The sequence below is a fragment of the Flexilinea flocculi genome (assembly GCF_001192795.1).
Lineage (GTDB): Bacteria > Chloroflexota > Anaerolineae > Anaerolineales > Anaerolineaceae > Flexilinea > Flexilinea flocculi.
On sequence record NZ_DF968181.1, the window covers coordinates 1898764 to 1914349 of the forward strand.

The following is a 15586-nucleotide window of genomic DNA, read 5'->3' on the forward strand; positions in this document are numbered from 1 at the left end:
TCCAGGTTATAACGATTCAATAATCGGAGGATTTATGTCATTTCATATTGTTACAGATTCTTGCTGCGACTTACCAGAATCCTTAACCGCTTCTTATACTGATTTTCACATTGCGAATTTATCCTTCACAATTGATGGACAACCGGCGCCAAATTCTTTTCCCGCAAAAGAATTCTACAACCGTCTGCGAAATGGCAGTATGTCAAAAACCAGTCAGGCAAATCCGGAAGTTTTTGTGGAGTTATACAAAAAAGCGCTGTCACAAAACAAAGATATTTTATATATCGGCTTTTCCAGCGCATTGTCCGGGACGCTGGAAAGTGGTCGTCGAGCAAAAGAAATTCTTGGAAATACATATCCTGACTGCAGAATTATCACAATTGATTCATTGTCAGCTTCTATGGGTTTAGGTTACTTGGTAGACCAGGCTGTACGATTACGAGATTCTGGAAAGAGTCTGGAAGAAGTTGCAAATTGGCTTGAATCGAACAAGTTGAAATTGAATCATTGGTTTACTGTCGATGATTTGTTTTTTCTGCAGCGAGGCGGAAGAGTTTCTGCAGGAGCAGCCTGGTTTGGTAGTGTCCTTAATGTGAAACCTGTCATGAATATGGATGACCTTGGAAGATTGATTCCAAGAGAAAAAATCCTTGGCAGAAATAAAGCCATAAAAAGGCTGTTTGAAAAAATGAGAGATATGGCAGTTGATCCAGCGGATCAAAGAGTATTCATCAGCCATGGAGATTGTATCGAAGAAGTAGAAAAACTGATGGATATGATTCAACAAAATTTAAGGACAAAAGAATTTGTAGTGAATTATGTCGGTCCGGTCATTGGATCACACACTGGCCCAGGTGTCATTGCGTTGTATTTTATGGCAAATCATCGCTGAATAGAGCACTGTGATACGAAAAATAAGAAGAATGGAGTATTGTTGTTGCGCTTGAAGCGCAACAACAATACTCTTTTTTTATCTTTTCGCTAAATTTTTTTCCAATTTCTAATTACAGTGAATATCAATCAGCCTGTCATAAAAAGCCGCCCATTTTTTATGAGCGGTCTTTTTCCCCTTAGTTGATTTTTCCCTTCACATATGCTTCAGCAGCTTTCAGAGCTTCCGGAATCTTGTCTATCTCTTTTCCTCCGCCTTGAGCCATGGTGGGTCTTCCGCCACCTTTTCCACCAACAACCGAAGATGCACTGGAAACAATATCACCCGCTTTTATTCCCCGTTTGATCACGGATTCTTTCACTGTGGCAATTAATACAACCTTCTCATCAGAAATCGTACTAAAAATAGCTACCGCATTTTCATTCTCGTCCCGGAACTTGTCAGCCATCATCCGGAGCGTATCTGGATTTACATCCGGTATATGAATTCCCAGGAAATTGATATCTTGTATTTTCTGAACTTGATTCATTTTCTCAGAAAAATCTTTTAATGCAATTTCATTACGAAGATCCGTAATTTCTTTTTGCGCTTTATGATTCTGATCCTGAAGTTCATCCACCCGATCTAACACACCATCCATCGGTACATTGAGAATTGCAGACATTTCGCGTAATTCGGATATCTTCTTTCGCGATAGAACATTTGCAACCGTTCCGGATACCGCTTCAATTCTGCGGATACCAGTTGCTACGCTGCTTTCGCTCAAAATCATAAACAATCCGATCTCACTGGTATTTGAAACATGAGTACCGCCACAAAGCTCGGCAGAGATAACATCATCTTGATCCAATCCGATCCGCACAACCCGAACTTCATTGCCATATTTTTCATTAAATAATGCCGTCACACCTTCTTGAATCGCATCATCCAGATTTTCAATCTGAGTAGTAACTGGAATTGCATCCAATATCTTCTGATTGACAATATCTTCGATTTCGGCGATTTGTTCTGATGTCAGAGCCTGATTACTGTTGAAATCAAAACGCAGACGGTCTGGAGCAACCAGTGAACCGGCTTGTCTGGCCTGGTTTCCAATCACCTGATGTAAAGCAGCATGCAACAGATGGGTAGCCGTGTGATTACGCATGATATCATGCCGCCGATTTCCGTCAACAGCAACCATGACCTCACTGCCAGTTTTTGCATTTCCTTTTAGAACTCTACCTTGATGGATGATTAGACCGGCACACGGACGTCGAATACTGGTCACTTCAAACAGAAAATCACTTCCAATTCCTTGAATTGTTCCCGTATCACTAACCTGTCCGCCCATTTCCAGATAAAAATTTGTAGAGTCAGTTATCACTTCAGCTTCATCACCTTCATTGATTTCGGAAACATTTTCTTTATCATGGATCAATAATATTAATTTCGATGGTATCGGGTGATGATCGTACGGGTTATATCGGACACCGTCTGAAGTGAGCAAACCTTGATCTTTCAAATGATCCAAATACATGGCATAAATATCAGCATCCTCTCCGCCCATCTGACCCATGGCTTTTCCGCCGCCTGAAACAATTCGATGTGTTTCAGCAGCTTTTTGGAATCCATTACGATCGACATCAAATCCATATTCGCGAACGATGTCAAAGGTAATCTCAAGCGGCAGGCCGTGAGTTGAATAAAGGTCGAAGCAAGTCTCCCCATCGACAATCGTTTGACGATTCTCTTTCATCAGAGTGATAATTTCATTCAACTGAGCGATTCCGTTATCCAGTGTTTTGTTAAATCGGTTTTCTTCCCAGGAAATCGCATTGAGGATCGATGACCTCATTTGTGCAAGTTCAGGATATGCATCTTTGTAACTTTCAATCACACTTTCTGCGACTTTATCCATGAATGGTTTTTTGATCCCGATTTGCTGACCAAATCGCACAGCTCTTCGTATGATCATGCGGCAAACATAATTCCTCCCGATATTCCCAGGAACTACTCCGTCAGCAATTAGAAAGGACGCTGCTCTTGCATGGTCGGCAATAACGCGATACGGAGTAAAATTTTGATGCATTTGTTCCAAATTCGTTCCGGCAATTTGTCGAATGGTCGACATCATTTTCGAAAACAGATCGGTTTTATAGTTGGAATCAGTCTTCTGCAACACCGAAACGATTCGTTCAAAACCCATTCCGGTATCAACAAATTGTTGTGACAAAGGAACCAGCGTTTCTGCATTTAGGCGATTGTATTGAATAAAGACAAGATTCCACAATTCCATATAACGGCTGCAGTCGCCATTTACGCGACAGATATGACCTGGTACGTTTTTTTTGTTGCATCTTTCGGGACCTAAATCGATATGGATTTCACTACACGGACCACAAGGGCCAGTATCAGCCATTTCCCAAAAATTCTCTTTACGTCCAAAAAACAACACATGTTCCGGATTGATTCCGGGTTGTTTTTTCCAAATCTCATAAGCTTCGGAATCCGGTTGAATTTCTCCTCGATCATCCTGAAAACAAGTTGTCCAAAGCTTGTCCTTATCCAGTTTCCAAACTTCTGTCAACAGCTCCCATGCCCAGGAAATTGCCTCTTCCTTGTAATAATCCCCAAATGACCAGTTACCGAGCATTTCAAAAAAAGTATGATGGCTGTCATCTCTACCGACATCATCCAGATCATTATGCTTTCCGGCAACGCGCATACATTTTTGACTGTCGCAAGCACGTGTATAAGAACGTTTATCAGTTCCAAGAAAAATATCTTTAAATTGAACCATGCCCGCATTCGTGAATAACAGTGTTTTATCACCGGCAGGAACCAAAGATGCGGAACGCACGGCTGTATGTCCTTTATTAACAAAAAAATCAATAAATTGTTGCCGTATTTGATTTCCGCTCATTTCTTTTTGCATAGCGATCGCTCCCCTTTGAGAATTATCTATTTAATTTATTTGCCATAGAATTATAAACGGAAATATAAACCGCAACAGTCAATTTTCATTAATTTGAAAAACAGACTTACTTTTCAAATCGATCGCAAAAAAAAACAGAATATCCAAAGAATCCTTCTTCTTTTTCAAATTCTTATAATGAAAGTAATCAGTTCAAAATATGGGGGTGTTCTTTATAGTTATGATGTTTTTGCGCTTCGTGGAAAACAATAAGAATAACGAAGAAATCTTTTCATTTTTCGAATGGCAGTAAAAACATTAGAAATGTGGTTAAATTAGATTGTTCCGGACAATTCTGACGGATCATTACATATTATTCAGAGAAACAAAAAAAATGCCGCGTCTGTTTATTGCAGTTCCAATTTCTAAAACAAGTAAAGAGATCATCGTCAAAAATGTTCTTCAAAATCCGGTTGTCAAAATGCCGGATATTCGCTGGATTTCGGAAAACAATCTTCATATTACACTGAAATTTTTAGGTGAAGTGCCAATTCGTAAAGTTCAATTATTGAAAGAAATTGTTCAAAAATCCGGCCTAAGCCATGATTCTTTTAAAATTCAATTGAAAGATTCAGGCGTTTTCCCCAACAAAAGAACACCGCGTGTATTATGGATCGGAATTCAACCTCCCGATGCACTTTGTAGACTACAGAATGATCTTGAAAAGTTGGCTTTTGATCAAGGCTTTGAAAAAGAAAACCGTCCGTTTCAACCGCATCTAACCCTTGGAAGATTATCTGATAATGGTCATGAAATTGCAATCGAATCACTGGATACTGTGATTCAAACGGTAAAAGAGATTCATTTTCCTCCATTTGTTGTAGATCAAATTCAACTAATTGAGAGCACATTAACTCCGCAAGGTCCGCTTTATCATACAATCTATAGTCAAAATCTTAAAAATATGTTAATATCAGTTCAAAATAACTAATACTTTAAATCAGGAGAATACTCTGGATACGATTACAATTGCCCGAAAAATTGTTGATATTTTAGAAGAACATAAAGCTGAGGATATCATCTTGATGGATGTAAGTCAGCAAGTTTCATTTACGGATTATTTTGTGATTTGCTCAGGTACCAGCAGCCGCATGCTGCAAAGTCTTTCCGAAGCAGTATCAGAGAAGATTCGTGAAGAATATCATCAGCATTGCAGCATACAAGGCGCAGACAGCGCAGGATGGGTGTTATTAGACTTTGGCGATATTGTCGTCCACATTTTTTCTCCGGATCGCAGAGACTATTACCAGTTGGAAGATTTGTGGAAAGAAGCCAAAACCTTAATAAAAGTTCATTAACAATAACCATCTTCGGGAAGATTTATTTGTAGTAATGTATTTTTTGCTCTCTGTGTAAAAAATACATTACTACTATTTTTCGCTCTGTTTTCAAAAAGTTATCGCTAATTTCGAATTACCAAACTATCATAAACTAACTTGATCTTAATAAGTTAACATATAATTCGTGTATAATGTTAATATAAATAGTGATTAGTATTCTTCATTATCGGAAATCAATCAGCAGATATTGCTGAGAAAAGTGTTTATGAGGTGAACTATGTTGAAGGTTAGCAGAAGACTTAATTACGGATTGCAGCTTATGATAGCGCTGGCATCCGATAAAGAAAACTCTTCAAAATCCACCGCTGCAATTTCTGAGCAGCTTGCTATACCGCTGCCATTCCTGCATCAGATAGCTCATACTTTACAGCAAAACGGCTTAATAAAAGCGACACCTGGTCCAAAAGGCGGCTTGAAGCTGGGCTCAAAAGGAATGGGAATAAGCATTTATGATATTTTCAATGCATTAGAAGGACAATTTTCTGTTCCAACATCTGAAAGTACTGAACCGATTGAAGAAAATGACATCGCTTTGGACGTTTGGAATGCTGTGGGAAACAGGATACAGGAAGCATTAAAAGATTATAAACTGTCAGATCTCTTGAAAAAGTAAATTCTGCCTTGTCCGGAAACAATACCTTGAATAAAAAAAAGACGGTTTTTTCCAGCCGTCTTTTTTCATTAATACAATAAGATTGCTTCATCGGAGGTTTATACCATCATCGTAATGATCGATTGCCAAGTGAGCCCTAAAGTCGCGAAACTTTTCATTGAGAGCCGCATAGTGGCATAGTTTTTCATTGCAACGAATTGTTATCAAATATTTATCAATTCGAAATGTGGAAAGAATTTCTGCCAGATATGATGATAACTGGAAAAAACCGAGTGCTTGTCTTATAATAAATCTGCTTTAAAGGATAAAGAACCCGTGAAATCAATCAAAAAGCTATTATCAATAACCAGCAACTCGAAATTCTGAAGATCGATCGAATTATTGATAAAAGCCCTTGTTTTGAAAGGTTATTCACCAACTGAAAAAGCTGATAAATATAAAAAAAGGTTCTCTTTGTTAATGTACTATGACGGGAAGTGAACACAAAAAATTTTTTTATAACCTAAATTGCCCAAAAGGATTATTCTATGAATCAAGATGAAGATAAATCGATTGATTTTATACGCGAAGCGATTAATGAAGATTTGAAATCCGGCCGTTTTACAAATATTCATACGCGATTTCCGCCTGAACCAAATGGCTATCTACATATAGGACATGCCAAAGCGCTTACAATCAGTTTTGGAATTGCAGAAGAATATGGCGGAAAGTGTAATTTGCGCTTTGATGACACCAATCCAACTAAAGAAAATATCGAATTTGTAAATTCTATCAAAGAAGACATCCATTGGTTGGGCTTCGATTGGGAAGATCGTGAGTTTTTTGCATCCTCCTACTTTGACAAACTGTACGAGTGGGCGATCCGTTTGGTTAAAAAAGGGAAAGCCTACGTTGATGATCAATCTCAGGAAGATGTCAAAGAAAATCGCGGTACATTAACTGAACCAGGGAAAGAATCCCCTTTTCGCAATCGCAGCGTTGAAGAAAATCTTGATTTACTGAATCGTATGAAAAATGGGGAATTTCCGGATGGGTCACGTGTTTTACGCGCAAAAATTGACATGGCAAGTCCTAACATGAATATGCGGGATCCAGTCATGTATCGTATTATCCATGAACCATCCCATCATCGCACCGGAAATAAATGGTGTATCTATCCGATGTATGACTGGGCTCACGGTCAAAATGACTCCATGGAAGGAATTACACATTCTCTCTGTGACCTCGCTTACGAAAACCACCGGCCGTTATATGAATGGTTCCTGGATGAATTAGGGGAATATAAACCGCGGCAAATTGAATTTGCACGTCTTAATTTAAGTTATACGGTTCTCAGCAAGCGGAAATTGCTCAGGCTTGTCAAAGAAGGAATCGTAAAAGGATGGGATGATCCCCGTATGCCGACTTTATGCGGTTTACGAAGGCGTGGTTATACACCGGAAGCAATCAAAGATTTCATAAAACGGGTAGGTATCGCGAAAAACTTCAGCATTATCGATATCGCATTATTGGAATCTGCTATCAGGGATGATCTTAATCAGCATTCCCTTCGACGGATGGCAGTACTGAAACCGCTTAAAGTCATCATCGATAATTACCCAGATCAACAGGTTGAAGAGCTGGATGCAGAAAATAATCCGGGAGATCCGGAAGCCGGCACAAGGAAAATTCCATTTTCCAAAGTGATTTATATCGATCAGGATGATTTCCGGGAAACTCCTCCGCCAAAATATTATCGATTGTTCCCTGGAAATGAAGTTCGATTACGTTATGCGTATTACATCAAATGCACTGATATTGTGAAAAACAGTAACGGAGAAGTCATTGAAGTCCACTGCACTTATGATCCTGATTCATATGGCGGTAAATCCAATGATGGAAGGAAAGTAAAAGCGACGATTCATTGGCTTTCAGAAGCGTATGCCAAAAAAGCTGAATTCAGACTTTATGATCGGCTGTTCCTGGAGGAAAATCCGGAAGATGGCGAAGATGGATTCCTGAGCTGTATTAATCCGGATTCTCTGACCATCCTGAACGGTTATGTTGAACCGTGTCTCGCTATGGTAAATTCGGGTGAAAAATTTCAATTTGAAAGAGTTGGTTTCTTCGCTGCTGATCCGGACACAACAGCAGAATTGCCAGTCTTCAATCGAACCGTTTCACTCCGAGATACATGGAGCAAAATCGAAAAATTGCATCAGAATCAATAGAAAAATATCACATAAAAAAAGCCATCCCATGATAAACGGATGGCTTTTTTTTATCTATTTAGAATGAAATCAGCAATTCGTTCTGTCCAGATATTCGGTGTTCAAACGGCTAAGGTGTTGTTGGTGCTTCTACATTTGCAACTGCAGTCAATGCGTAAGCAGTTGGATCTACAGTCGGAGTGGGCAGTGTCCAATTCATTGTCTCCTGTGAAATCGTCCCTTCCTGCCATGGCAGATAGGAGAAGAAATCATTATAAGAGAGACCTTTTAATATTTCATATCTTCCAAGATATAAGACATTGTTTATTGATTGTTTTACTGTGTGTTGTTTTCCAAATGCAGCTTTGTAAAGATATGAACTGACTGCACTGGCCATGCGCCCTTCATTATCTGGAAGACCGTAAGGATAGGCGAATACCTGAACTTCAACACCAAATTTTTGTTCCAATAATGGTTTGGACTTTCCAATTTCCTCGCCAGTTTTGGATGGATCGTGATAAATATCGTTTCCCCAATATCCTCTGCTGCCAATTTCCCATCCATCAGCCATCATTTCTTTGATTTGTTCAGTCGTCAGACAATTTTTTGTATCGATTTGAGCTGCTAAAAGCATCAAATTACCCTTCATTCCATATTTTTTCAAAATCGGATAAGCATTTCGATATTGTCCTAATTTTGTTGAATCGAATGTAAACATGACCGGACGCGGAGGAAGCTCGCCACCTTCATATAAAACCTTCACCATGTCTGATAGACCGATACTGGTATAACCTAATTCATAAAGTACTCGGACCTGCTGTTCAAATTCAGCTTTTCGTACATAAGACTCACTTTCCCATTGATAATATGCATCCTCATCAGCGCTTTCAGCAACATCGTTATAATACAAGACGAGAATATCCGCTGATCCGGCTGCGTGGGTTACCCAGGTTGGTGAAGGAACAATCGTCGCTGTCGGTGTATTCGTGGCTGTTGGGGTTATCGTCGGTGTCGGTGTGATGGTTGATGTCGGAGTTGGAGGAGTTAAAGAAGCAATCCGGTTGTTTTCCGCCTGAATCGTTTCAGCCGCTAATGTATATAAAATTCCGGGATCAACATTCTGATCTGGTAAATGGCAGCCAGAGATGAATAATCCAACGATTCCCGCAACAAAGATGATTTTCGCAATTCTTTTCATGCTTCATTTCCTTCGCAACAACTGAATTTCTTTATGTCTATTGTACATGATTAAATGAATCATAGATGTTTTTTACCAGTAATTTAAAATATGGGGAGGATTTTTGTTGTAGTGGCGCTTTTGCGTAAAACGCAAAAGCGCCACTACAACAAACTTTCTTTCTTTCTTCGAAAAAGCTAAGCGTTTTTATACATGATTATCTTTTCTTTTAATCATCAAACGATTTTCCATTTTTGAAATTACACTGCGTTTTTCTTCTTACAAAAAAATTTCTCTTACGTACGAAGCAGGAGTCTTTTATCGCATTTTATTCATCATTGTTATTTTCGTTTTTCATGCTATAGATTGTTAATCCAAACAGCAGTTATCTGAAAATATTCCAGCAAGATAATATTCGCAAATGATAGAAAAGTCAATAATCTTCTCTCAAATTTTTTTCCTGTGAGAATTCTCTCAATCAATACCATTTGCACAACCACCGTTGGGATTGTCAATAATTGAGGCCATTGAATCCGCCAATGGACTCCCATGAGATTGGTTAAAATGATAATGCCATATGCGGCGAAAGGGAAGAAATGGTGGATTCGCAAAGAATTTTTGTGAATTGCAGTGACAAAAAAACCGGGAGAAAACGGCACATCTTCTTCCACCATGATCATGCTGAAAACGAAACGAAATGATAAGAAAAGGCAAAGGATCGGCAGCATATAGCTTAAAATGGATAATTGAAGCTCCATAGATTCAAATTGTATGGAAAGCCATATGGATGGTGTGATTACCGTAAGGAGACCATCAGAAATTTCTTCAATCCATGATATTTTTCGGTATGAACCGGCATAAGTAAATAAAAGGACTAGAAATAACACCAGTAAGAAAAATATATTGTTAACCAGGCGATTTTTAACAAGATGTATCATCCAAAGATAGAAAAGCATGAGGACAATGCAAGACACCAGCAAAATAAAATTAAAAATCGGCACTGAATTCTCAGGATTAAAATCAATTCCTCTTCGCCATGGAGACGTCAGAACTGTAAATTCCTGTCCGACAGGAATTCGCTCTCGAAGAAAAGCAAACCGAATTTGCAGCCAGCGGGCAAGAATAATCGTCAACGATGAAAATAAAAAAACATAGAAAAAAAAGATCCAATTGGATTGAAATCCCCAAAATTTTATCAGCCCGGCTGTCGAAAAAAGCGCACCTAGACTGACAGCCAGTTTCCAGAGTGGAATAATCTTCAACATTTTAATGAGGATGTCACGATTGAATTGCATAATCAGGATCCCAATCGATATCCGCCATCGACAACGATATCGGCACCGGTTAAATATGGCGAATCTAAAATAAAATCCAGAGCGCGCAATAAATCATCGATTTTCCCATCCCGTTTTAGTAGCGATTTTCGCACAAGATAATTCCATTGATCCGGTTTCATATCGTCAGAAGGAAGAATCAATCCGGGAGAAATGGAATTGACGCGAATATTCGGCGCAAGACTTTTTGCAAGTACTTGCGTTAAATTTATCAATGCATTCTTGCTGATTCCATAGGCTGCATTCTTTATCCAGTTTTTTGTCGCACCGGAATCTGCAATATTAATGATTACGCCATCGCTCATTGACTTCATCAATTCGGCAGCACAAATGGAACAAAACCAGGGAGCGCGCAAATTGATGCCAAAGATTTCATTCCATTCGGAAAATTTCGTTTCGGTAATTCTTTTTGATTGTATGACAGCGGCATTATTCACCAGTAAATCCAACGATTTTCGTTTTTGTGAGCATTCAGCGAACATCTCTAAGACCGCTTCTTCTTTGGTCAAGTCAGCCTGGAGAATCTCTGCAGCCCCACCTTGCCGTCTGATGTGATCTGCAGTCGCCATGGCGTTCTGATGATCCTGAAAATAGTGAATCCAGACAAAATAATCCTTTTCGGCAAGATGAAGCGCCATTGATCTGCCTAATCGCTTAGAAGACCCTGTAATTAGTGCCGTTTTCATAACTTTAAAATGACTCAAGCAACATGGTTCTTAAATCAGAATCGGTAATCTCGTACAAATCCCTTGAGAACGCACCGCCAGCAATCACATGAGATTTTTCGATAATTTCGTCAAAATCCGACTCAAGAAAACCATAATCTCTTAAACACAGTTTTCCAACTCCACAATCGAATTTTAATTGTTCAAACGCATCCAAAAAGGCATGCGCTTTTTCCTGAATCGTCTGATTTGGCATCGAAATACCGATTGCGTCTGCTAATGCTGCATATTTTTCAGGAATTCTTTTTGCCCCTAAACGATGAAAAGCGCTTGAGATGATAATTAGCCCTGCTCCATGAACCACTGCCGGCTTTATTCCGCTCAGACTGTGTTCAATATTGTGTGCTGTCGTACAGGAAGACAAACATATAACCATACCACCTAATGTCGCACCCCATGCCATATTGGATCGTGCATCCATATTTTCGCCATGATTGACTGCTGTGGCTAAATTGTTAAATATGATCTTCACACCATCCAAAGCCAGAGGATTGCTAATCGGAATCGCTTTTTTCGCAATAAAAGCTTCCATACAATGAAACAGCGCATCGAATCCTTGAAACGCAGTGTATTTTGGAGATATATTTATCGTCAATTCAGGATCGACAAGCGAGATTCGCGGAAAACAACATCCAATTCCGACTTTTTCGCCGGTCGCCTCGTTCGTTATCACAGCCGTGGCATTCCCTTCTGTTCCGGTGCCGGCAGTCGTCGGAATGGCAATCAACGGAATCGGATCATGAACAAATGCCTTTCTTTTTCCAGTTCCGATTTGCACATAATCCCAAAGGTCGCCTTCATTCGTCAGCATGGCAGCTGCCGCTTTCGCCGCATCGATACTGCTCCCTCCCCCAAAACCTATTAGAAAGTCACATTGATTCTCACGGAAAACTTCGACAATTTCCTCAACATTTCGTTTTGTCGGATTTTGGACAACAGAATCAAAAATCACAGATTCAATTTGTAATTCGGAAAGTATGATCCTTAATGTATCTAAATAACCAAATTTCTTGATGGATGTACCGCTGGTAACAATAACGGGCTTCTTCCCCGGTAATTTTACGTTCCGAAGATCTTGAATCTTTCCTCGTCCAACATGTATTTGAGTTGGAATTTGAAAAGAAAAACTGTCCATGTCAATTCCTTTCTATTTTCAATAAGCCAATCTTTTGTTAATTAAAGAGAATGATCATCCTTCTATTATTTACATTTCCTTTTTCGTGAAAAACATTGGCAATAATTAATTACTGTTTTTCGCAGATGAAAGCAAACCTTTAAATGAGAATGCCTGTATTCTTTATCAACAATTCGGAATTCAGACCAATCATCCGAATTAAGATATAAACTTGTAATAATGTTGTTTTTTTACGAAACGAAAAAACAACATTATTACAAAATCTTTTTCGTATTTCAAAGCGCTGTTACGAATTCGAGGAACGCAGCAAGATTTCTGCTGATTTAATTCGTTCCAAGACCTTTTCTTTTCCGATAATTTCCATACTTTCAAATAATGGTGTACTGACTTTTTGTCCTGTAACGGCTACGCGAAGAACGCCAAAAACCTGAGCTGGTTTTAACCCCATTTCTACGACCAGATCTCGCATTTCCGGTTCCCCGATTCGTGTATTGATCTCAGGCAATCCGGACAACAGCGTATAGCTTCGTGATGCAATTTCCGCACATTGTTCTGTTGTTAATCCTTTTTGAATAAGATCCTCAACAGAAGGTTGGACTGAATCCTTAAAAAAGAATCCTGCCATATTCGGCGCTTCATCCAAACCGCCAATATGCTCTTGAACAATCGGAGCAATTTTTAACAGTGTAGCGTCATCTGTTTCGTATCCTTGTTGTTCGAAAAAAGGTTTCATTCGCTGAGCCAAATCTTCCGGAGCCAATCGTCGAATGTGATTTCCATTAAAGAAATCCAGCTTGGTGAAATTAATCGCTGCCGGTGATGGATTCAGATGTTCCAAAGAGAAATCACGAATCAGATCCTCCATCTGAAAGATCTCTGTATGATCGTCAAAACTCCAGCCCATCAAAGAAATCCAATTCGTTACTGCTTCCGGAATATATCCTAAATCTTTTAAATCTGTCAGAAAAATCGAATATCCATCTTTAAGTAAATCGGCTGATTCTCGTTTTGACATCTTTCCTTTTCCACTTGGCTTTAAGAAAACCGAGAGATGAATCCAGACAGGTTCATTCCATCCCAACGCTTTAATGATCAAATGATGAAGTGGAAGGGTTGAAAGCCATTCAGATCCGCGAATCACATGTGTGATTCTCATCAGATGATCATCGACCATTGCTGCCAGATGATAAAGCGCCCAACCGTCAGATTTGACGATAATATAATCATCGATCTGCCGATTATCTATAGTCATCTCTCCTCTCAGCAAATCCTTCACAGTCGTCGTACCCTCTTGAGGGGATTTGAAACGAATCACATACGATTCACCTGCAGCCACCCGTCTCTTGGCTTCTTCTAGCGGAATATTCCGACAACAACCGTCATAATGAGGAAATTCTTTGCGCTGTTGTTGCAGTTCTTTCATCTCTTTGAGACGTTCCGGTGAGCAAAAGCAATAATAGGCATCTCCCTGTTCAATTAGCTTTTCGGCAACATCCAAATAAATTTGTTTGCGTTCCGACTGTCGATAAGGGCCATCCGGTCCACCTTTATCGGGTCCTTCGTCCCAATCGATACCCAGCCAATGTAAACCGTCAATAATTTCCTTTTCAGCGCTATCAACGTACCGTTTTTTATCTGTGTCTTCTATTCGTAAAATAAAAGTTCCGCCAGTCTTTTTTGCTAAAAGGTAGTTATATAAGGCGGTTCGCCCCCCTCCCAAATGTAGTCTCCCGGTTGGGGATGGAGCAAAACGAACGCGTACTGGTTGCAAATCATCTGACATTTTTTTAAAATCCTTTCAAAAAGTCTTCCCTGTTTTTTCCGTTTTTACACAATTTCATCGCGTTTTTCCTGCCGTGCAATGACACTTTCAACCAATCCGATAGCCAATGCCAAAGCCAGTGTCGAAGAACCGCCGTAGCTGACAAAAGGCAGTGTCAAACCAGTTACCGGCATAACCTGTAAATTCACCCCCATGTTAACCGACATCTGAAAAAAGAATAATGTCGCCACACCATAACAAATCAGTGATCCAAACATATCCGGTGCCTTTCTTGCAGCGCGCAAACAACGCAGCACCATAAAAATTAACAATGCCATCACTGAAATGGTCCCTACAAAGCCAAATTCTTCTCCTAATGCTGAAAAGATAAAATCCGTATGACGTACTTTTAAGAATCGAAGTTGAACCTGTGTTCCATTCCCATATCCCTGACCAGTCCATCGCCCTGATCCGAGAGAAATAATCGCCTGTTCGACATTATAATTATCCCCATATCGCGCATTTTCATCTGGAGCAATAAAATTTCGTACACGATTCAATTGATATTCCTGAACAAACGGAATGGTATCCGGAGAAACAAAAATCCAGACAACAATTCCTGCGATTACCAGGAGCCCGACAATTCCCAAAATTGTTAAAGTTTTCATGGGGATCTGGCTTACCCAAAGCATTGAGAACCATAAAACCATCATGACAATTGAGGTACTCATATTCGGCTGCAACAAAATAAAGACTACAATGCCCATTGTAAGGAAAAAACTCGAGAGCAACCAGCGCAGACCGTGTTTTTCATCCATATGATCTGAAAAATACTTCGCCAGGCTGATAATTAATACTGTTTTCGCGAACTCAGAAGGTTGTAGTCGAATCGGGCCGATGGATAGCCAGCGGGCTGATCCAAATGTCGCCTGACCAAATATATTTAAAATCAGCAAGATAAAAATAATTCCCCAATACATTAAGTGCGCCAGCGATTCAAAATAGTGATAATCGATTAGCGTCAACACGAGAATCATGATCAAACCGATAATCACATATTCAATCTGGCTATTGAGAGATATTTCCAAATTACCGGCCAGAGCTGAACGAATCATAACAATGCCGAAGACACAGAGAATAACAACATCTCCATATAACCAGAAGTCAAAATTTCGCCACAACTCACGCCGCATATAGAGTTATTTCCGTCTCGGATTTTTGATCGGGATATCCGCAATCAATTTCTGTTCGCGACCATCATGCTGAATGTCAATCACAACCGATTCCGGATCAATATCGATATGTCTGGAAATCACTTCAAGTATTTCATTTTTTATTTGATCCAATTTTTCAAGTGATAAATCTGTTCGGTCATGTACCAATACAAATTTAAGACGTTCTTTTGCAGTAGTCGAGCTTCTGGATTGATTCTCTTTATTCCAAAATCCCATAATACCCCCAAT

Annotated in this window: 13 protein-coding genes; 5 read left to right on the forward strand and 8 right to left on the reverse strand. The window is 39.5% G+C overall.

Annotated features, from left to right (window positions below):
* Positions 1–34: 34 nt before the first annotated feature.
* Entirely contained in the window at positions 35–892 is an 858-nt protein-coding gene (locus tag ATC1_RS12855) for a DegV family protein (protein ID WP_062282981.1), read from the forward strand.
* A 178-nt stretch (positions 893–1070) separates the two neighbouring features.
* Here ATC1_RS12855 and alaS read toward each other — a convergent pair whose 3' ends face one another.
* A complete protein-coding gene (alaS, locus tag ATC1_RS12860; RefSeq protein ID WP_062282983.1) occupies positions 1071–3809 on the reverse strand; it encodes an alanine--tRNA ligase in 2739 nt (912 codons plus the stop codon).
* A gap of 373 nt (positions 3810–4182) precedes the next feature.
* Between alaS and thpR the strand changes: the two genes are divergently transcribed.
* From thpR to ATC1_RS12880, 4 genes are all read left to right on the forward strand, one after another.
* Positions 4183–4779, forward strand: coding sequence for an RNA 2',3'-cyclic phosphodiesterase (gene thpR, locus ATC1_RS12865; RefSeq protein WP_152024319.1), 597 nt, complete (start codon positions 4183–4185; stop codon positions 4777–4779).
* Positions 4780–4828: 49 nt separating this feature from the next.
* Positions 4829–5146: a ribosome silencing factor gene (rsfS, locus tag ATC1_RS12870; protein ID WP_269079302.1), complete on the forward strand. Its 318-nt coding sequence runs from the start codon at positions 4829–4831 to the stop codon at positions 5144–5146.
* A gap of 259 nt (positions 5147–5405) precedes the next feature.
* Positions 5406–5801: an RrF2 family transcriptional regulator gene (locus ATC1_RS12875; protein WP_062282991.1), complete on the forward strand. Its 396-nt coding sequence runs from the start codon at positions 5406–5408 to the stop codon at positions 5799–5801.
* A gap of 527 nt (positions 5802–6328) precedes the next feature.
* The gene (locus tag ATC1_RS12880) at positions 6329–8011 is read left to right on the forward strand and encodes a glutamine--tRNA ligase/YqeY domain fusion protein (protein WP_062282994.1); all 1683 of its coding nucleotides are present in this window, start codon (positions 6329–6331) and stop codon (positions 8009–8011) included.
* Between the two features lie 109 nt (positions 8012–8120).
* Here the strand turns inward: ATC1_RS12880 and ATC1_RS12885 are convergent, their stop codons facing one another.
* The 7 genes from ATC1_RS12885 to minE all read right to left on the reverse strand — a co-directional run bounded on the left by ATC1_RS12885 (position 8121) and on the right by minE (position 15574).
* Positions 8121–9188 carry a polysaccharide deacetylase family protein gene (locus ATC1_RS12885; RefSeq protein WP_062282997.1) on the reverse strand — a complete coding sequence of 356 codons (1068 nt, stop codon included), beginning with the start codon at positions 9186–9188 and terminating at the stop codon, positions 8121–8123.
* 338 nt (positions 9189–9526) lie between these two features.
* Entirely contained in the window at positions 9527–10462 is a 936-nt protein-coding gene (locus ATC1_RS12890; protein ID WP_062283001.1) for a hypothetical protein, read from the reverse strand.
* 2 nt (positions 10463–10464) lie between these two features.
* Complete coding sequence (locus ATC1_RS12895) at positions 10465–11187, reverse strand: SDR family oxidoreductase (protein WP_082174798.1); 723 nt, start codon at positions 11185–11187, stop codon at positions 10465–10467.
* Between the two features lie 4 nt (positions 11188–11191).
* Positions 11192–12361, reverse strand: coding sequence for an iron-containing alcohol dehydrogenase (locus ATC1_RS12900; protein ID WP_062283006.1), 1170 nt, complete (start codon positions 12359–12361; stop codon positions 11192–11194).
* A 286-nt stretch (positions 12362–12647) separates the two neighbouring features.
* Positions 12648–14144, reverse strand: coding sequence for a glutamate--tRNA ligase (gene gltX / locus ATC1_RS12905; protein WP_082174799.1), 1497 nt, complete (start codon positions 14142–14144; stop codon positions 12648–12650).
* 44 nt (positions 14145–14188) lie between these two features.
* A complete protein-coding gene (locus tag ATC1_RS12910; RefSeq protein ID WP_062283015.1) occupies positions 14189–15316 on the reverse strand; it encodes an FtsW/RodA/SpoVE family cell cycle protein in 1128 nt (375 codons plus the stop codon).
* 6 nt (positions 15317–15322) lie between these two features.
* The gene (gene minE, locus ATC1_RS12915; protein ID WP_062283019.1) at positions 15323–15574 is read right to left on the reverse strand and encodes a cell division topological specificity factor MinE; all 252 of its coding nucleotides are present in this window, start codon (positions 15572–15574) and stop codon (positions 15323–15325) included.
* Positions 15575–15586 lie beyond the last annotated feature (12 nt).